The sequence below is a fragment of the Haemophilus sp. Marseille-P9675 genome (assembly GCF_916862695.1).
In the GTDB taxonomy this organism is placed as follows: domain Bacteria; phylum Pseudomonadota; class Gammaproteobacteria; order Enterobacterales; family Pasteurellaceae; genus Haemophilus; species Haemophilus haemolyticus_K.
Map to the genome: position 1 here is coordinate 602123 of NZ_CAKASP010000001.1, position 19173 is coordinate 621295.

A 19173-nucleotide genomic window follows, 5' to 3' on the forward strand; every position below is an offset into this window, starting at 1 on the left:
TCAAAAATAAACAGATTATTTGATCTCACTCAAACTATTAAATAAACCATCATCCTGTTTAGGTATTTGTAAATAAAATCCCTGTTGTTTAATTTTTTCCAAAATCTCTTGATTATCTACAGAATGCAATCTTTTTGAGCCTAATAAATTAAACATCATCACGATTTCAGGTTTACCAAATTGCTCTAACAGTGCTTCAGGCAAAGAAGAAAAATCATCGCGTTTTGCTAAATATAAATAACTTCCTGGTTTCTTTTTACTTTTATAAATTGCACACAACATAAATTAATCTATTCCTTTCATTTTAATATATGTTTTTAATGCAATTTTATCTTCTATACTAAGAAATGATGCATTAATAGCATTATTCAGCAATTTTTTTGCTTCAAATTCAGTTAATTGATAATCAGACTCTAATAATTCAAATTCCTGTTTAATTTCAGTTTGTGATACGGTCATATTATCTGTGTTTAGCGTCGCCATAATCCCCTTTTGTAAAAAAGTTCTAAGTGGATAATTTTTTAAATTATCAATTGCTTTTGTCTGTAAATTACTACAAGGACACATCTCTACTGCAATATGCCTTATAGCTAAATCAGACATAACTTGCTCAGATTCTACCGCTCGAATACCATGACCAATACGACTAGCCCCAAGATCGATTGCCTGTTGCACATTTTCGGCCCCGGCTGCTTCACCTGCATGAATCGTAAAAGGAATACCAAGTTGATTAGCAAGCTGAAATTCTTGGGAAAAATTTTGGGTTGGATAACCTGCCTCTGGTCCAGCTAAATCCACCGCAACGACCCCGGCATCTTTTATAGTCAGATATTTTTTGGCTATATTAATAGTTTCTAAGTTATTTTCTAAAGAGCCAATTCCTCTTAAACAACATAAAATTAAATTTACTTTAAAAAGTGCGGTATCTTTTAGTCCTTGTTTTAAGCCAACTAATGCTGCTTCCACCACTTCTGATTGATTTAATCCCTTTTTTATATGAAGCTGTGGTGCAAAACGAATTTCAGCATAAACTACACCTTGTTTATCTAAACGTTTTACCAAGTCAAAAATCGCAGAAGAAATGGAATCTTGTGTTTGTAATAAAGAAACGGGAATTGCAAAACAATTTAAATATTGATTTAAATCACTACAATCTTTGGGCGCTGAAATTAATCTAAGAAGTGATTCAATGTCATTTACAGGTAAGTTGATGTTTTGTTTTTCCGCCCACTCAAAAATCCATTCAGGAGAAAGCGAACCATCCAAATGAAGATGGAGGTCTATCAAAGCATATTTTGATATATTTTTCATCATAATGATCCACCAAATAAGAAATTGCTCTAGATTTTATTGAGAAACAGTAAGAAGATCAACCTAGGAAAAAAAGGGCTGCACATGCAGCCCTATCTTTTTTTCGATTATTTCACTTCTTTAAATAAAATCTCACTTGGGATGACGGAACCTTGCCAATAAAGTTCTGTAGAGACTTTTTCTGCGAGTTGTAGGAATGCTTGTGAAATTTCATTTTCAGGCACTCGCACAACAGTCGGATTGCCCGCATCTAAATCTTCACGGATACGAATGTGTAAAGGAAGTTGACCTAATACTTTCACATTATATTTTTCAGCCATTTTCTCTGCACCGCCTGTGCCAAAAATTGCTTCGTGATGACCGCACTTGCTACAAATGTGCATTGACATATTTTCCACAATACCTAATACGGGGACAGATACTCGCTCAAACATTGAAATACCTTTCACCGCATCAAGCAAAGCAATATCTTGTGGGGTTGTCACTACCACTGCACCCGTCACAGGGATTTGTTGTGATAAGGTAAGTTGAATATCACCAGTACCTGGAGGCATATCGATAACAAGATAATCTAAACTATCCCATAGGGTTTCATTTAATAATTGGCTTAGTGCGCTACTCGCCATTGGGCCACGCCAAATTGTTGCGCTATCTTCATTCATTAAAAAACCAATGGAGTTTGCAGATAAACCATGTGCTTTAATTGGGGTGATGTGTTGATTATCTGGCGAAGTCGGGCGTTGATCCGCTGCGCCTAACATATGTGGAATGGAAGGGCCATAAATATCCGCATCTAAAATCCCAACACGTGCGCCTTGTGCCTGTAATGCTAAAGCTAGATTAACAGAAACCGATGATTTCCCTACACCACCTTTACCTGAACTCACCGCAATAATATTTTTCACACCTTTTACGGCTGGTTGATTATTCGCACGTTTGAGTGTAGCGATTTGATAAGACACCGCCCATTTAATTGCTTTGCAATCTGTTGCTTTCAACAACGCATCTGAAACCGCTTGTTTTAACTGTTCTGCACCAGAATTCCACGCAAAAGGTAATTTCAATTCAATGCGTAAAGTATCGCCGCCCTTTTCCACTTTTTTCAAAGTATTAAGCGCAATCAGATCCTTTTGCAGGGTTGGATGCTGAAATTGTTGGATAATCTGCTGAACTTGATTTTGCTGCTCAGCAGTCAAATTATCAGAAAAGTAGGTTGCCATAATAACTTCCTGTTTAGTAGAGTAAATTTGTCGGGCATATTTAATCACGGAAAGTGCGGTATGTTAAGTTAAAGTTTTTCAAACTAGAAAAAAAGCCCTGTATCAGGTAAGATGTCCACAATTTTTATATGCTAAAAAAGAGAATAATAAATGACAACTCAACCCCGTAAAATTTTAGTCACTTGCGCTTTGCCTTATGCCAATGGGGCAATTCATTTAGGCCATATGTTAGAACATATCCAGGCGGATATTTGGGTGCGTTTTCAACGTATGCGTGGCAATAAAATCCATTTTGTCTGTGCAGACGATGCACACGGTACTCCGATTATGCTGAATGCCGATAAACTTGGCATTACACCTGAAGAATTAATTGCTAAAGCAAAAGCCGATCACGTGCGTGATTTTGCAGGTTTTAATATTAGTTTTGATAACTACCATTCCACTCACAGCGAAGAAAACAAACAGCTCACCGCAGAAATTTACAATAAACTCAAAGCCAATGGCTTTATTAAGAGTAAAGTTATTTCTCAGCTATTCGACCCTGAAAAAAATATGTTCTTGCCTGATCGTTTTGTGAAAGGCACTTGCCCAAAATGTAAAGCAGAAGATCAATATGGCGATAACTGCGAAGTTTGTGCTTCAACTTATAGCCCAATGGATTTAATTAATCCTCGTTCAGCTGTTTCTGGCGCAACTCCTGTTGTAAAAGAATCTGAACACTTTTTCTTTGACTTACCTGCATTTGAAGGCATGTTAAAAGAATGGACACGTTCTGGCTCACTTCAATCTGAAATTGCGAACAAAATGCAAGAATGGTTTGAAAGCGGTTTACAACAATGGGATATTTCACGCGATGCGCCTTATTTCGGTTTTGAAATTCCAGGTGCAAAAGATAAATTCTTCTATGTTTGGTTAGATGCGCCAATCGGCTATATGGCTTCATTCAAAAATCTATGCGATCATAAAGGCATTGATTTCAATGAATTTTGGGCTGAAGGCAGCGATGCGGAGCTTTATCATTTCATCGGTAAAGACATCGTTTATTTCCACAGTCTATTCTGGCCTGCAATGCTTGAAGGTAGTGGCTACCGTAAACCGACTAATGTGTTCACTCATGGCTATGTCACGGTGGATGGGGCGAAGATGTCAAAATCTCGCGGGACTTTCATTCAAGCCAGCACTTATTTGAATCATATCGATCCTGAATGTTTGCGTTATTACTATGCAGCAAAATTAAATGATCGCATTGAAGATTTAGACTTTAACCTTGAAGATTTCGTACAACGTGTAAATACGGATATTGTAAACAAATTAGTGAATTTAGCTTCACGCAATGCAGGCTTTATTACGAAACGCTTTGAAGGCAAACTTGCGGATAAACTGGAAGATGAAACATTATTTGCAGAATTTACCGCTCAAGCCGAGCAAATCGCCGCTTATTACGAAAGCCGTGAATACAATAAAGCCATTCGTGAAATTATGGCATTAACCGATAAAGCCAATAAATACATTGATGAAAAAGCCCCTTGGGTGATTGCAAAAGAAGAAGGCAAAGAGGCAGAATTGCAAGCCGTATGTTCAATGGGAATTGAGCTTTTCCGCGTGTTGATGTCTTACTTAAAACCAGTTCTTCCAAAACTAGCAGAACGTTCAGAAGCCTTCTTACAAGCTGAATTACGTTGGGATAATATTCATCAACCATTACTTGGCCATACTCTTGCACCGTTCAAAGCCTTATTCTCTCGTTTAGAGAAAAAACAAATTGATGCCGTTGTGGAAGAAACTAAAGCCTTATTTGCTGCAGCCAATAAAGCAGCAGAAAAAACCGAAGCAAAACCAACCGCACTTTCCGCCGTTGAACCTATTGCTGAAACCATCACTATTGATGATTTCGCTAAACTTGATATGCGTGTAGCAAAAGTGTTGAAATGCGAAGCGGTGCCAGAATCTAATAAACTTTTACGTTTTGAATTAGATCTTGGCGATCATACTCGTCAAGTCTTCTCTGGCATTAAAGCGGCTTACAATAAACCTGAAGAATTAGAAGGTCGTTTTGTGATTATGGTGGCAAACCTTGCACCACGTAAAATGAAATTCGGTGTATCTGAGGGAATGATTCTATCCGCAGGAACAGGCGGTAGTGATTTATTCTTGTTATCTGCCGATAGCGGTGTCACTGCGGGCATGCAAGTAAAATAATCAATTCAATCTAAATGAGGGCAACATTACGTTGCCCTTTTATTTTCTTGTTGAAAATAGGTGGCTTATAACCTACTATAACACTCAACTATTTACCTATTTGGAGAATATTATGAAAAACGAATTAATTTGCTATAAACAAATGCCAGTGTGGACAAAAGACAAATTGCCACAAATGTTCCAAGAAAAGCACAACACAAAAGTCGGCACTTGGGGGAAATTAACCGTATTAAAAGGTAAGCTCAAATTTTATGAGCTAACCGAAAATAGCGATGTGATTGCCGAGCATATTTTTACCCCAGAAAGCAACATTCCTTTTGTTGAACCTCAAGCATGGCATCGTGTTGAAGCGCTTTCTGATGACTTAGAATGTACTCTAGGTTTCTATTGCAAAAAAGAAGATTACTTCAGTAAAAAATACAATATGACTGCCACTCACGGCGATGTGGTGGATGCTGCAAAAATTATCTCGCCTTGTAAAGTATTAGATTTAGGTTGCGGACAAGGGCGTAATTCACTTTATTTAAGTTTATTGGGCTATGATGTGACCTCTTGGGATCACAATGAAAACAGCATTGCCTTTTTAAATGAAACCAAAGAGAAAGAAAATCTTAATATTTCTACCGCACTTTATGATATTAACGCCGCCAATATTCAAGAAAACTATGATTTTATTGTTTCAACAGTGGTGTTTATGTTCTTAAATCGTGAGCGAGTGCCGTCAATCATTAAAAATATGCAAGAACACACCAATGTTGGCGGGTATAACTTAATCGTTGCCGCCATGTCCACAGATGATGTGCCTTGCCCGCTTCCATTCTCCTTCACCTTCGCTGAAAACGAATTGAAAGAATATTACAAAGATTGGGAATTCTTAGAATATAACGAAAATATGGGCGAATTACATAAAACCGATGAAAACGGCAATCGCATTAAAATGAAATTTGCCACAATGTTAGCGAGAAAGAAATAATCACTCATTTATAAAAAATGACCGCCTTTATGAAAAAAGAGCGGTCATTATTTTATTTACGTTCTATTATTCTTCAATAGAACGTAATAATTCGTTGATACCAACTTTACCTAAAGTTTTTGCATCCACTTTTTTCACAATCACTGCGCAATATAAGCTATATTTTCCACATTTTGATGGAAGGCTACCAGATACCACCACAGAACCAGCTGGTACACGGCCGTAGTGAATTTCACCCGTTTCACGATCATAAATTTTGGTTGATTGACCAATGAATACCCCCATTGAAATAACACAGCCATCTTCTACAATAACGCCTTCTACCACTTCTGAACGAGCTCCGATAAAGCAGTTATCGCCGATAATGGTTGGGTTAGCTTGCAATGGTTCTAATACACCGCCGATGCCTACGCCGCCAGATAAGTGAACGTTTTTACCGATTTGTGCACATGAACCAACCGTTGCCCAAGTATCTACCATGCTGCCTTCGCCAACGTAAGCACCAATATTTACATAGGATGGCATTAATACGCAGTTTTTAGAAATGTATGCACCTTTACGCACCGTTGCAGAAGGCACAACACGGAAACCTTCTTCAGCAAAACGTTCTTCGGTGTAATCCGCAAATTTTAATGCTACTTTGTCGTAATATTTTGTTTCTGCTCCGTCAATGATTTGGTTGTCATTAATACGGAATGAAAGTAAAACCGCTTTTTTTAACCATTGATGTGTTACCCATTCGCCATCAATTTTTTCTGCAACACGGTATTTACCCGAATCTAATCCTTCGATCACTTCCTCAATTGCCGCACGCGTTTCTGCATCAACGGTTTTTGGTGTAATTTCTGCACGTTTCTCAAATGCAGCTTCAATAATTTGTTGTAAATTTGACATGATAATTCCTATTAGTTAATGAATAAAACGTTGTTATTTTTACCATACTTTTGCGTCTCAAGCAAAAACCTAAAAAAATACCGCCCTTTGTTTTCTAACAAAGCGCGGTAATTCATAAAATAAACACAATTAAAAAATTGATAGTGCTAGCCCTACAACAATAGTCATACTAAAAACAACCATTATCATGGCGTAACCAAAATCACTCATCTTTTTCTCCTAAATAAAAAATTTGCGTACATTCTAGCAATATTTATTAGAAAAAATCATCTCTTTTACAAAAAAATTATAATAAAAGTAACGAAATATTCTATAAACCTTTATAATAGGAAAAATTTTCTAGGGGTAAATGTATGGCAACAATTAAAGATGTCGCAAAAATGGCTGGCGTATCTACCACGACAGTATCACATGTAATAAATAAAACGCGTTTTGTTGCAAAAGAAACAGAAGAATCTGTATTACTTGCAATTAAACAACTGAATTATTCACCAAGCGCTGTTGCAAGAAGTTTAAAAGTGAATACAACCAAATCGATCGGCATGATTGTCACCACTAGTGAAGCCCCCTACTTTGCTGAGATCATTCATTCCGTCGAAGAACATTGTTATCGTCAAGGTTATTCCCTTTTCTTATGTAATACACAAAATGAACCTGAAAAAGTCAAAAACCATTTGGAAATGTTGGCGAAGAAACGGGTAGATGGTTTGCTTGTGATGTGTTCTGAATATACTCAAGACTCCTTGGATTTGCTTTCGTCATTTTCCAGTATACCAATGGTTGTAATGGACTGGGGCCCAAATGCGAATACCGATGTGATTGATGATCATAGTTTTGATGGCGGTTATTTAGCAACCCAACACCTCATTGAGTGCGGTCATAAAAAAATCGGGATTATCTGCGGTGAACTCAATAAAACTACGGCAAAAACTCGTTATGAAGGCTTTTTAAAAGCGATGGCAGATGCGAATCTTGAAGTGCATAAACCTTGGATTTTCGAAGGTGCATTTGAGCCTGAAGACGGTTATGAATGTATGAATCGCTTACTGGCTCAAGAGGAATTACCGACCGCCCTATTCTGTTGTAACGATGTGATGGCGCTCGGTGCAATTTCTGCACTGACAGAAAAAGGGTTACGCGTGCCAGATGATATGTCCATTATCGGCTATGATGATATTCATGCTTCACGTTTCTATGCGCCACCATTAACCACCATTCACCAATCGAAGCTACGATTAGGCAGACAGGCGGTGAATATCTTATTAGAGCGTATTAGCCAAAAAGATCAAGGCGTTCAGCAATATAGCCGTATTGACATTGGCCCTGAGCTTATTATTCGAAAATCCGTTAAATCAATTTTATAAAACTTATCAAAAATAAACCGAACTTTTTAAATAATCTATAAAAAGTGCGGTTCTTTTTTATCTATTTTTTAGCTTTTCTTGATTATCTTCAAGGTTTCCTTGAATAGCATTTGCCCTATCTTCCGTTTTTAGCTATATCTATCGCCAACTTACGAATTTTATTTTTACTTTTAGGAGTTCCTATGACACAAGAGTACACCACTCTGCGCAATAACATTAGTATGTTAGGGCGTTTTCTCGGAGAAACCATCAACGATGCCCAAGGTGCCGATATTCTCGAATTAATCGAAAATATTCGTAAACTTTCTCGTAATTCTCGTGCGGGTGATGATAAAGCAAGACAAGAATTGCTCGACACGCTCGGTAGTATTTCTAATGACAATATTATTCCCGTCGCGCGTGCTTTCAGCCAATTTTTAAACCTCACGAATATTGCGGAACAATATCAAACGATTTCGCGTGAACATTCTCTAGCACAAAGTTCTTCTCAATCCTTAAGCGAACTTTTCAAACGCTTAAAAGAACAAAATGCCTCTGTGGAAGACGTGCATAAAACCGTTGAAAAATTATTAATTGAGCTTGTTCTGACCGCACATCCAACAGAAACAACACGTCGTTCACTCATTCATAAACACATTGAAATCAATAAATGTTTAAGCAAGCTAGAACATCATGATTTAACTGAAAAAGAACGTAATATTATTGAACGTCTATTACTTCGCTTAATCGCAGAAGCATGGCATACCAATGAAATTCGCACTGTTCGTCCAACACCATTCGATGAAGCCAAATGGGGCTTTGCGATGTTGGAAAACAGTTTGTGGCAAGCTGTGCCAGAGTTTTTACGCCAATTAAACGAAACTGCCCGTGAATTTTTAGGTTACGATTTGCCAGTAGGATTAAAACCCGTACGAATTTCCTCTTGGATGGGCGGCGACCGCGATGGAAACCCATTTGTCACCGCACAAATCACCAAAAAAGTGCTTTATTTTGCCCGTTGGAAAGCGGCGGATTTATTCTTACAAGACATCAGCAAATTAGCCGATGAACTTTCAATGGTGAAATGTAGCGATGAGTTTCGTGCTAAATATGGCGAGCATTTAGAACCCTATCGCTTTGTGGTGAAAAATTTACGCAATCAACTTACGGCAACATTAGCTTATTTTGATGATCACCTATCAGATCGCACACCGCGCGTATCTGAAAGCGAGATTATTTTAGAAGATAATCAACTTTGGGAGCCGCTTTACGATTGTTATCAATCTTTAATTCAATGCGGTATGCGCATTATTGCAAATGGTTCATTGTTGAATATTTTGCACCGTATTAGTTGTTTTGGCGTAACGCTTTCTCAAATGGATATTCGCCAAGAAAGCACACGTCACACCGATGCCATTGCTGAAATCACACGCTATATTGGTTTAGGCGATTACTCTCAATGGACGGAAGACGATAAACAGGCTTTCTTAATTCGGGAATTAAGCTCACGCCGTCCATTGATTCCGCAAAACTGGACGCCATCACCTGAAACCAAAGAAATTTTAGATACTTGCAAGGTCATTGCTCAACAAAAACAAGGTGTCATTGCGTGTTATGTTATTTCGATGGCACGCAGTGCATCTGATGTTTTAGCCGTTCATTTACTCTTAAAAGAAGCAGGCGTGCCATATCATATTCCTGTTGTGCCATTATTCGAAACCTTAGATGATTTAGATGCAGCCGAAAAAGTGATGACTCAACTTTTCAATGTGGGTTGGTATCGTGGCGTGATCAATAATCGTCAAATGGTGATGATTGGCTATTCAGATTCGGCAAAAGATGCGGGAATGATGGCTGCATCTTGGGCGCAATATCGAGCCCAAGAAGCCTTAGTGAATTTAACAGAAAAACTTGGCATTGAACTCACCTTATTCCATGGACGAGGTGGCACGATTGGTCGTGGCGGTGCGCCAGCACATGCGGCATTACTTTCTCAACCACCTCGTTCACTAAAAAATGGTTTACGCGTGACAGAACAAGGCGAAATGATTCGCTTCAAACTGGGTTTACCGGCTGTAGCGGTAGAAACCTTTGATCTCTACGCCAGTGCCATTTTAGAAGCAAATCTTTTACCGCCACCAGAACCGAAACCAGAATGGCGCACTATAATGGATGAGCTTTCCACTATCTCTTGCGACATTTATCGCGGCGTGGTTCGTGGTGATAAAGATTTTGTTCCTTATTTCCGCAGTGCGACGCCAGAACAGGAGCTCTCCAAATTGCCACTTGGTTCTCGCCCTGCAAAACGCAATCCAAATGGCGGCGTGGAAAGTTTACGCGCCATTCCTTGGATTTTTGCATGGATGCAAAATCGCTTAATGCTACCCGCTTGGTTGGGCGCTGGAGCATCTATCCGTCAGATTATTGAACAAGGCAAAGGCGATGTCATTCATGAAATGTGCGAAAACTGGCCGTTCTTTTCAACGCGAATCGGTATGTTGGAAATGGTATTTAGTAAATCGGATACTTGGCTTTCCCAACAATATGATCAACGATTGGTGAAAAAAGAACTTTGGTATTTAGGCGAAAATTTACGTAAGCAACTTGAAGATGATATTCAAACTGTGCTTTCACTTTCTCACCAAAGTGAATTGATGTCTGATTTACCTTGGATTGCAGATTCAATCGCATTGCGTAATATCTACACGGATCCGCTCAATCTACTGCAAGTGGAATTGCTTCACCGTTTCCGTGAAAATCCTGAGCAAGTCAATCCCGATGTGGAACAAGCATTGATGATTACCATCACAGGTATCGCGGCTGGGATGCGCAATACGGGCTAGAAAGATGAAAAAAGTGCGGAAAATTTTCCGCACTTTTTTATTCAAATCGATCACTTAATAAAAATTGTAAAACCGCATCCATTCTCAAATGAGGAATGTTCTCCCCTTGTTCTAAAGGCTGAGGTTCAAAACTATCAAAATCAAAGTGCGGTTGTTTTTGCCAGAATTCTGATCTTGGTAATTTGCTCGGTACAGTGCCTGGATAAAGCGTAATCGGCTGTTTATCAATAGAACGAATCCCTTGAATTGCTTTAATTTCTTTTCCTTGCTGATTCACAATCACTTGCTTTGTGGTACGAACAGCAGCAATGGCGGTATATTCTGTATCGATTCCTTCAAATTCCACATGGCGCCCCCCCTCTTGCACAATTTGGCGCATTAAACTCACTAAATTAGGAATTTGATCACGAGTAATATGATCCGCCTTCGTCGCAACAAACATTAATCGATCAATTCGCGGAGAAAACAAACGATGAAGAAAATTTCTGCTGCCATAATGGAAATTATTAAATAACTGGTTTAAACCCATTTGCATATCTAAAAAGGCTTGCTGACTGTGATTTAAAGGCGTTAAACAATCCGCCAAAATCACTTGGCGATCAAAGGTAGAAAAATAATTTTCGTAAAAACCTTTCACAATTTTATTGCGATAATAATTATAACGTGTTGTCAGCACGGTAAAATAGCTATTCGATTTGGCAGTTTTTTTCAAGGTTTGCCACTGTTCTTCCGAAAGATGAATTAATGGAAAAAATTGTAATGCGGGCGCCCCCTCTAAATCACTCGGCAATACAAATCGTCCTGGCTGAATAAATTGCATGGCTTGCGACTTACATTGGTGTAAATAATCCGTATAACTTTTCGCTATCTTAGCTAAAACATCTTCATTTGCGACCGCACTTAAATCCAAATCCTGCAACATAGCAAGCCAATTCTGCGCCAATTCTTCACGAACGCCAGTGGTGACCTTGATTTGTTCTTGTGACCATTGTTGAAAATCTAGATTTAACAACGGTAAATCGAGCAGCCACTCCCCTGGATAATCAAAAATATCTAAATAAAGCGTGCCGCGTTCTTTCAAATGACGTAGCAAGCCAGATTGACGTTGAAAACGAATTGCTAAACGTGTTTCACTCACACCCCGAGTAGATTGAAACCATTGCGGCGGATTTTGTGACAAATCATTTAAATTACTTTCATAATCAAAACGTGGCACGCTGAGATCTTGTTGAGATACTCGTTTAACCGCCAAGATTGCCCCATTTCTAGCGGCTTCGAACAAGGGCAAATGCTGTGATGAATTTTGATTAATGGAGAGAAGTTGATTGATTAAACTTGTAATAAACGCCGTTTTTCCACTCCGACTTAACCCTGTTACCGCCAAGCGCAAAGTGCGGTCAAAACCACGATTAATAATTTGATTGATTTCGTTTTGAACCCTATTAAACATTCAATATCCTAGCCATTTTTACTAATATGCCTTACAATTTGGTACATAATTTATCACAATGCATTTGTTATGTTACGCAAAAATCTTACGTTTTTCTGTTTTCTATTTGGTATTGGCTTGAACTCCGGACTTCAAGCTGCTCCGCGCGTACCAGAACACCTAACAGAAAACGGACTAACTTATTGTACTAATGCCTCTGGATTTTCTTTTAATCCGCAAACTGCGGATGCAGGCACGAGTATGAATGTCGTCACAGAGCAAATTTATAATAAACTTTTTGAAATAAAAAACCATAGCGCGAATGTTACGCCTGTTCTTGCTCAGTCTTATACTATTTCACCTGATGGAAAAGAAATATTAATCAATTTGCGTCGTGGTGTTAAATTTCACCAAACGCCATGGTTTACCCCAACACGCGATTTTAATGCAGAAGATGTAGTATTTTCTATTAATCGGGTACTTGGTCATACAACTTATTTGCCACAATTAAGCGAAAACCTTATTACGTATAAAAATCCACAGTATCGTGTATTTCATGAACAAGCTAAGAAGGTACATTTCCCATACTTTGAAAGTATAAAGCTAAACGAAAAAATTAAATCCGTTACCGCTCTTTCACCTTACCAAGTCAAAATTGAGTTATTTACACAAGACTCATCTATTTTGTCACATCTTGCTAGCCAATATGCAATTATTTTCTCACAAGAATATGCGTATCAACTGAGTGCCGATGATAATCTTGCCCAATTAGATACCCACCCTGTTGGTACGGGGCCCTATCAAGTGAAAGACTATGTATATAACCAACATGTCCGCTTAGTGCGTAATGAAAATTACTGGAAAAAAGAAGCGAAAATCAAAAATATTGTTGTTGATCTTTCTACTGACCGAAATGGTCGTTTAGTTAAATTTTTTAACAACGAATGCCAAATTGCTTCTTATCCTGATGTTAGCCAAATTGGTTTATTAAAAAGCGATGACAAACACTATTATATGCAATCTACTGATGGAATGAACTTGGCATATTTAGCATTTAATTTTGATAAGCCGATCATGCAGGATCGTACTATTCGGGAAGCTATCTCGCAAAGTTTAAATCGGGCGCGTATTATTCACAATATTTATCATAATACAGCAACTGTTGCGAATAATATTATTCCTGAGGTTTCTTGGGCATCAAATGTGAATAGCCCAGAATTTGAGTTTGATTATAATCCAAAAATTGCTCAAAAAGTCTTAAAAAATAAACATCTTTCACTTAATTTATGGGTCATTAATGAAGAACAAGTATATAATCCCGCACCGTTTAAAATGGCTGAAATGATAAAATGGGATTTAGCACAAGCAGGAGTTGAAATTAACGTTCGAGCAGTGACACGTACTTTTTTGAGTGAACAACTTCGTAATAAAACAGAAAATTATGATTTAATTCTTACAGGATGGTTAGCGGGGAATCTTGATCCTGATGGTTTTATGCGACCAATTTTAAGTTGTAATACACAAAATGAAGTAACTAACTTATCTAATTGGTGTAATCAGGATTTTAATCATTTAATGGATAGTGCTATTGCAACAACACACTTAGCAGAACGTGTTCGTTTTTATAACGATGCTCAAAACCTCGTATTACATGAATTACCCATTATTCCCATTGCGAATGTAAAACGCATCTTAGTTGCCAATACTCGTGTAAAAGGTGTTGAAATGACACCTTTTGGTAGCCTAAATTTTTCGACTTTACATTTAAGTAAGGAGAAACCTTAATGTTGTGGTCTGCTATTCGTCATATTATCTGGGTAATCATATTATTATTAGTATTATCCTTAATCAGTTTTATGATCTTATTGCGTGATCCACTCAATGCTGATCTTGTCACACAAAATATCTATAACGCTTATTACATCTATTTAAAAACATTGTTACAGGGTGATTTTGGCATCACTTATAACGGAGGAAAATCCTTAATTGATTTAATTTTGACTGTATTACCTCCTACTCTAGAACTTTGCTTTACAGCACTCTTATTAGCTTTTATCTTTGGCTTACCTCTCGGTATCATCAGAGCGGTCAGCTCCCAACAAATTTTTGCTAAAAGTTTACAAAGCTTATCCTATTTAGGTTTATCCATTCCTATATTTTGGCTTGCACCTCTTTTACTTTACAGCGCATCCATCAATCATTGGGAGATTGCCGCTATAGGACAATATAATTTACTCTATGAAATCATACCGATTACAGGCTTTCCAGTTATTGATGTTTGGTTCGTTAATGAGCCATATCGCACTAAGATTATACAAAACGTTTTACAACATCTAGCATTACCTACGCTTGTTTTATGTATTTTACCTACAATGGAAATTATTCGTCTTATTCAACAACGGGCTGAATACATTCTTTGTCAAAACTTTGCTAAAGTAGCAACAACACGAGGTTGGTCAAAATGGAAAATTTTACATCAATATGTTTTTCGTAATACCCTTCCATTATTGATACCCCAAGTGCCACGTGTATTTACACTTGTGCTAACGCAATGTATGTTAGTCGAAACAGCACTTGGTTGGCCTGGTATTGGTCGTTGGCTTATTAATGCTGTAGCTGAACAAGACTATAACAGTATTGCAGCAGGCGTTATAGTTATTGGTATATGTATTATTTTAATTGATACCTTAATTAAAAGTATCACTTTTATACTCGATCCATTTAAAAAGAAAGGTTGGTATGCAAGATAAAGAACCTGAAGAATTTCGAGAAAATACCTCAATATTCCAAATTTGGCTACTATTTCGCAAAAATACCATTGCGCTATTCAGCTTTTATTTATTAACGTTATTAACTCTGACCGCACTTTTCAGCAGTTGGATAGCACCTTATTCTGATAACACGCAGTTTGTTGGACAAGAATTAATGCCGCCATCTTGGGTTGATAAAGGACAAATAGCTTTTTTCTTTGGCACAGATGATCTAGGACGAGATATTTTAAGTCGCTTAATTATGGGTACTCGCTATACCCTGGGTTCTTCCTTATTAGTACTCATTGCCACCGCACTCATCGGGGGAGCTCTTGGCATTATTGCTGGTATGTTAAAAGGGATAAAGGCACGTTTTGTAGGGCATATTTTCGATGCTTTTTTATCTTTACCGATTTTACTTATTGCAATCATCATTTCCACATTAATGGAACCTAGTTTATGGAATGCTATGTTTGCAACGCTATTCGCAATTTTACCTTATTTTATTCATGCTATTTATCGCGCAATTCAAGAAGAATTAAAAAAAGATTATGTCATCATGCTCAAACTTGAAGGGATTTCTAACTGGACATTATTAAAAACCACTATTTTGCCTAATATCACGATTGTGTATATTCAAGAAATCTCACGGGCTTTTATTGTTGCTGTACTAGATATCAGCGCACTAAGTTTTATATCTCTTGGCGCTCAACGTCCTACACCAGAATGGGGAGCGATGATCAAAGATTCACTTGAGCTACTCTATCTTGCGCCATGGACAGTACTTTTACCTGGTTTTGCTATTATTTTCACCATTTTACTCAGTATTATTTTTAGTAACGGCTTAATTAAAGCCATTAATCAATATTATGAATAACTTATGGCACTATTAGATATTCGCAACTTAAATATTGAAATAAAAACACCAAACGGTCGCATTAAAATTGTGGACGGTATTAATTTATCACTCAATGAAGGAGAAATCGGTGGACTTGTGGGTGAATCAGGTTCTGGTAAAAGTTTAATCGCCAAAGTTATTTGTAATGCGGTCAAAGAAAACTGGATTATCACCGCAGATCGTTTTCGATTTGACGATGTAGAATTACTAAAGCTTAATCCAAATCAACGTCGTAAACTTGTCGGTAAAGAAATATCTATGATTTTCCAAGATCCTCTTTCTTGCCTTGAACCAAGTCGAAAAGTCGGTAAGCAGCTTATCCAAAATATTCCTAATTGGACATTTAAGGGAAAATGGTGGCAATGGTTCGGATGGAAAAAACGCCGTGCTATTGAATTATTACACCGTGTTGGTATTAAAGATCACCATGATATTATGTCCAGCTATCCAAGCGAACTTACTGAAGGTGAAGGTCAGAAAGTAATGATTGCTATTGCCGTAGCAAACCAACCTCGTCTACTCATTGCAGATGAACCTACAAATACTCTAGAATCTACGACTGCGCTACAAGTTTTTCGATTACTTTCTAGCATGAACAAAAACCAAGGTACGACTATTTTACTTGCAAGTAACGATATTAAAAGCATCAGTGAATGGTGTGATCACATTTCTGTTCTTTATTGTGGACAAAATGCTGAATCTGCCCCAACAGAAATATTATTAGCATCGCCACACCACCCCTACACTCAATCATTAATTAATGCGATCCCGGATTTTACTCAGCCTTTAGGATTCAAAACTAAATTAGGTACATTAGAAGGAACAGTACCAATTCTAGAACAAATGCCTATAGGTTGTCGTCTTGGACCACGTTGTCCTTTCGCACAAAAGAAATGTATTGAAAAGCCGAACAAGACCAAAATTAAGCAACATGAATTTTCTTGCCATTACCCCGTTAATCTTCGCGAGAAAAATTTCAAAGAAAAAACCACTACTACACCATTAACGCTCCATCGTAAAGGAAATGAATAATGCCGTTATTAAAAGTAGAAGATTTAACTAAAACCTTCAAAGGTCGAAAACGCTTATTTGGTACCAGCTATTTTAATGCAGTAGAAAATATAAGTTTTTCTCTTGAACGCCAGCAAACAATCGCTATTATTGGGAAAAATGGCTCGGGAAAATCCACATTGGTCAAAATGATCGCGGGTATAATTCCACCCTCTTCAGGTCGTATTATATTTAATCATCATGAATTACAACATGATGATATCCAATATCGAGCCCAGCATATTCGCATGCTCTTCCAAGATGCTAATTCAGCTTTCAATCCACGATTAAATATTGGTGAGATACTTGATACCCCTTTACGTCTGGCTACTAATTGGGATGAGTCGCACCGTAATCAAAAAATCTTTGATACACTTTTACTTGTTGGACTTTATCCTGATTACACCAATTTAAAAATCAAAAACCTTTCTGTAAGCCAGAAACAACGAATTGCATTAGCTCGAGCTCTTATTCTATCACCTGAAATTATCATTATTGATGATGCACTGGGTAATCTTGATGCTTCCGTACGCATACAACTACTCAACTTAACATTAGATTTACAACAACGGCTTGGTATTTCCTATATTTATGTTGGACAAGATCTTGGCATGATTAAACATATTGCCGATCAAGTTATTGTGATGGATGAGGGAAAAATGATTGAATATGGGCCACCAAGAACATTATTTAGCGCACCACAAACTGAAATTACTCGTCGTTTAGTTGAAAGTCATTTTGGAAAAATTCTTGATGAGAATGCTTGGATAAATAATTAGAAAAATTGAGTTGGTCGATAAGCCGAGTTCTGTCGTGGACAATCATTCCTCTAGGCGACAAATTACTCTGCCGCTCAAGCAACCTACCCGAATCCTGAGCGGGCCACTCATTGGATTCCTATTTGGTCTTGCTACGAGTGGAGTTTACCCTGCTGCCAACCGTTACCGGTGGCACGGTGCGCTCTTACCGCACCCTTTCACCCTTACCGTTTACACGGCGGTCTACTCTCTGTTGCACTGGTCGTCGGCTCACGCCGCCCGGACGTTATCCGGCACTCTGCCCTGTGTAGCTCGGACTTTCCTCTCGTTTACTTGTCCCACTAGGTCGTATAAATACGGTTAAGGGCTTCAATAAACCAGCGATTGTCTAACCAACTCGGCGCGTAGTATAGGGGCAATCATTAGTGAGGTCAATAAAATCCCCAATTTTTGAATATTGCTCATCAATTTTATAAATAATAACGCCTAATTTTTCATTCGTATTTTTTTATGATTCCGTTAAAATAGCGCCAATTTCAACCGCTCTTTTAGGAAGAAGAATGAACTATCTAAAAATTGCACAGGATTCCCTTTCAGTGGAAAGCAACGCACTTTTGCAACTCAGCCAACGTTTAGGCGAGGATTTTAATCAAGTCATAGATTTAATTCTTGCTTGCGAAGGACGATTAGTCATCGGCGGGATAGGGAAATCTGGTTTAATCGGTAAAAAAATGGTAGCGACATTTGCCTCTACGGGCACGCCAAGTTTCTTTTTACATCCGACAGAAGCCTTCCACGGCGATTTAGGTATGTTGAAACCAATTGATATCGTGATGTTAATTTCCTATAGCGGTGAAACTGATGATGTCAATAAACTGATTCCAAGTTTAAAAAATTTCGGTAATAAAATTATTGCTGTGACGAGTAACAAGAATTCCACGCTCGCACGCCATGCAGATTATGTTTTAGACATTACTGTTGAGCGAGAAGTATGTCCAAATAATCTCGCACCAACAACGTCCGCACTTGTGACGCTTGCGCTTGGTGATGCGCTCGCCGTGTCACTCATTACGGCACGCAATTTCCAACCAGCTGACTTTGCCAAATTCCATCCAGGTGGCAGTCTTGGTCGTCGATTATTATGTAAAGTAAAAGATCAAATGCAAACTCGTTTACCAATTATCAAACCGGAAACCAATTTCACTGATTGCTTAACTATAATGAATGAAGGCCGAATGGGCGTTGCATTAGTCATGGAGAATAATCAATTAAAAGGCATTATTACGGATGGCGATATTCGTCGAGCATTAACGACAAATGGCGCTGATACCTTAAATAAAACTGCACAAGATTTTATGACAAACTCACCTAAGACAATTCACCAAGATGAATTCCTAGCAAAAGCAGAAGACTTTATGAAAGCGAAAAAAATTCACTCGCTAGTTGTTGTTAATGATGAAAATCACGTGGTGGGTTTAGTGGAATTTTCAAGCTAAGGAATCCCA

General features: G+C 38.0%; 15 protein-coding genes and 1 other RNA gene. 10 read left to right on the top strand and 6 right to left on the bottom strand.

Annotated elements, in window-relative coordinates; genetic code table 11:
- Positions 1-15: 15 nt before the first annotated feature.
- The 3 genes from LIX50_RS02955 to apbC all read right to left on the bottom strand — a co-directional run bounded on the left by LIX50_RS02955 (position 16) and on the right by apbC (position 2531).
- Complete coding sequence (locus tag LIX50_RS02955) at positions 16-282, bottom strand: YcgL domain-containing protein (protein ID WP_048953264.1); 267 nt, start codon at positions 280-282, stop codon at positions 16-18.
- 3 nt (positions 283-285) lie between these two features.
- Positions 286-1314: an adenosine deaminase gene (gene add / locus LIX50_RS02960; protein WP_048953263.1), complete on the bottom strand. Its 1029-nt coding sequence runs from the start codon at positions 1312-1314 to the stop codon at positions 286-288.
- Positions 1315-1418: 104 nt separating this feature from the next.
- Positions 1419-2531, bottom strand: a complete 1113-nt coding sequence (gene apbC / locus LIX50_RS02965; protein WP_048953262.1) for an iron-sulfur cluster carrier protein ApbC — start codon at positions 2529-2531, stop codon at positions 1419-1421.
- A gap of 150 nt (positions 2532-2681) precedes the next feature.
- Here apbC and metG point away from each other — a divergent pair, with 150 nt between their 5' ends.
- Entirely contained in the window at positions 2682-4730 is a 2049-nt protein-coding gene (metG, locus tag LIX50_RS02970; RefSeq protein ID WP_048953261.1) for a methionine--tRNA ligase, read from the top strand.
- Positions 4731-4842: 112 nt separating this feature from the next.
- Positions 4843-5703 (top strand): SAM-dependent methyltransferase TehB, encoded by an 861-nt coding sequence (gene tehB / locus LIX50_RS02975; protein WP_048953260.1) that lies wholly within the window; start codon positions 4843-4845, stop codon positions 5701-5703.
- 66 nt (positions 5704-5769) lie between these two features.
- Here tehB and dapD read toward each other — a convergent pair whose 3' ends face one another.
- Positions 5770-6597: a 2,3,4,5-tetrahydropyridine-2,6-dicarboxylate N-succinyltransferase gene (gene dapD, locus LIX50_RS02980; RefSeq protein WP_048953259.1), complete on the bottom strand. Its 828-nt coding sequence runs from the start codon at positions 6595-6597 to the stop codon at positions 5770-5772.
- A gap of 353 nt (positions 6598-6950) precedes the next feature.
- On the opposite strand from dapD, the gene purR reads away from it, so the two are divergent.
- Together purR and ppc are read left to right on the top strand one after the other, a co-directional pair.
- A complete protein-coding gene (purR, locus tag LIX50_RS02985; protein WP_048953258.1) occupies positions 6951-7961 on the top strand; it encodes an HTH-type transcriptional repressor PurR in 1011 nt (336 codons plus the stop codon).
- Positions 7962-8143: 182 nt separating this feature from the next.
- Complete coding sequence (ppc, locus tag LIX50_RS02990) at positions 8144-10783, top strand: phosphoenolpyruvate carboxylase (RefSeq protein ID WP_048953257.1); 2640 nt, start codon at positions 8144-8146, stop codon at positions 10781-10783.
- 37 nt (positions 10784-10820) lie between these two features.
- On the opposite strand, the gene LIX50_RS02995 is transcribed toward ppc, so the two are convergent.
- Entirely contained in the window at positions 10821-12233 is a 1413-nt protein-coding gene (locus LIX50_RS02995) for a YcjX family protein (protein WP_048953256.1), read from the bottom strand.
- A gap of 69 nt (positions 12234-12302) precedes the next feature.
- On the opposite strand from LIX50_RS02995, the gene LIX50_RS03000 reads away from it, so the two are divergent.
- Genes LIX50_RS03000 through LIX50_RS03020 form a run of 5 tightly spaced genes read left to right on the top strand, consistent with a single transcriptional unit; the run spans position 12303 to position 17689 of the window.
- Entirely contained in the window at positions 12303-13997 is a 1695-nt protein-coding gene (locus tag LIX50_RS03000) for an ABC transporter substrate-binding protein (protein WP_048953255.1), read from the top strand.
- Positions 13997-14962: an ABC transporter permease gene (locus LIX50_RS03005; RefSeq protein ID WP_048953254.1), complete on the top strand. Its 966-nt coding sequence runs from the start codon at positions 13997-13999 to the stop codon at positions 14960-14962. The genes LIX50_RS03000 and LIX50_RS03005 overlap by 1 nt, the downstream gene beginning before the upstream one ends.
- Entirely contained in the window at positions 14952-15839 is an 888-nt protein-coding gene (locus tag LIX50_RS03010; protein WP_048953253.1) for an ABC transporter permease subunit, read from the top strand. The genes LIX50_RS03005 and LIX50_RS03010 overlap by 11 nt, the downstream gene beginning before the upstream one ends.
- Positions 15840-15842: 3 nt before the next feature.
- Positions 15843-16892, top strand: coding sequence for an oligopeptide/dipeptide ABC transporter ATP-binding protein (locus LIX50_RS03015; RefSeq protein WP_048953252.1), 1050 nt, complete (start codon positions 15843-15845; stop codon positions 16890-16892).
- Positions 16892-17689 (top strand): ATP-binding cassette domain-containing protein, encoded by a 798-nt coding sequence (locus LIX50_RS03020; protein WP_048953251.1) that lies wholly within the window; start codon positions 16892-16894, stop codon positions 17687-17689. The genes LIX50_RS03015 and LIX50_RS03020 overlap by 1 nt, the downstream gene beginning before the upstream one ends.
- A gap of 2 nt (positions 17690-17691) precedes the next feature.
- Here the strand turns inward: LIX50_RS03020 and rnpB are convergent.
- Positions 17692-18068, bottom strand: an RNA gene (rnpB, locus tag LIX50_RS03025) — RNase P RNA component class A.
- Positions 18069-18228: 160 nt separating this feature from the next.
- Here rnpB and LIX50_RS03030 point away from each other — a divergent pair.
- Positions 18229-19164, top strand: a complete 936-nt coding sequence (locus LIX50_RS03030; protein WP_048953250.1) for a KpsF/GutQ family sugar isomerase — start codon at positions 18229-18231, stop codon at positions 19162-19164.
- Positions 19165-19173: the final 9 nt, after the last annotated feature.

Excerpts from the sequence above, each read along its gene's own strand:
- LIX50_RS02955 (WP_048953264.1), bottom strand. The coding sequence starts at position 282 with ATGTTGTGTGCAATTTATAAAAGTAAAAAGAAACCAGGAAGTTATTTA.
- add (WP_048953263.1), bottom strand. The coding sequence starts at position 1,314 with ATGATGAAAAATATATCAAAATATGCTTTGATAGACCTCCATCTTCAT.
- apbC (WP_048953262.1), bottom strand. The coding sequence starts at position 2,531 with ATGGCAACCTACTTTTCTGATAATTTGACTGCTGAGCAGCAAAATCAA.
- metG (WP_048953261.1), top strand. The coding sequence starts at position 2,682 with ATGACAACTCAACCCCGTAAAATTTTAGTCACTTGCGCTTTGCCTTAT.
- tehB (WP_048953260.1), top strand. The coding sequence starts at position 4,843 with ATGAAAAACGAATTAATTTGCTATAAACAAATGCCAGTGTGGACAAAA.
- dapD (WP_048953259.1), bottom strand. The coding sequence starts at position 6,597 with ATGTCAAATTTACAACAAATTATTGAAGCTGCATTTGAGAAACGTGCA.
- purR (WP_048953258.1), top strand. The coding sequence starts at position 6,951 with ATGGCAACAATTAAAGATGTCGCAAAAATGGCTGGCGTATCTACCACG.
- ppc (WP_048953257.1), top strand. The coding sequence starts at position 8,144 with ATGACACAAGAGTACACCACTCTGCGCAATAACATTAGTATGTTAGGG.
- LIX50_RS02995 (WP_048953256.1), bottom strand. The coding sequence starts at position 12,233 with ATGTTTAATAGGGTTCAAAACGAAATCAATCAAATTATTAATCGTGGT.
- LIX50_RS03000 (WP_048953255.1), top strand. The coding sequence starts at position 12,303 with ATGTTACGCAAAAATCTTACGTTTTTCTGTTTTCTATTTGGTATTGGC.
- LIX50_RS03005 (WP_048953254.1), top strand. The coding sequence starts at position 13,997 with ATGTTGTGGTCTGCTATTCGTCATATTATCTGGGTAATCATATTATTA.
- LIX50_RS03010 (WP_048953253.1), top strand. The coding sequence starts at position 14,952 with ATGCAAGATAAAGAACCTGAAGAATTTCGAGAAAATACCTCAATATTC.
- LIX50_RS03015 (WP_048953252.1), top strand. The coding sequence starts at position 15,843 with ATGGCACTATTAGATATTCGCAACTTAAATATTGAAATAAAAACACCA.
- LIX50_RS03020 (WP_048953251.1), top strand. The coding sequence starts at position 16,892 with ATGCCGTTATTAAAAGTAGAAGATTTAACTAAAACCTTCAAAGGTCGA.
- LIX50_RS03030 (WP_048953250.1), top strand. The coding sequence starts at position 18,229 with ATGAACTATCTAAAAATTGCACAGGATTCCCTTTCAGTGGAAAGCAAC.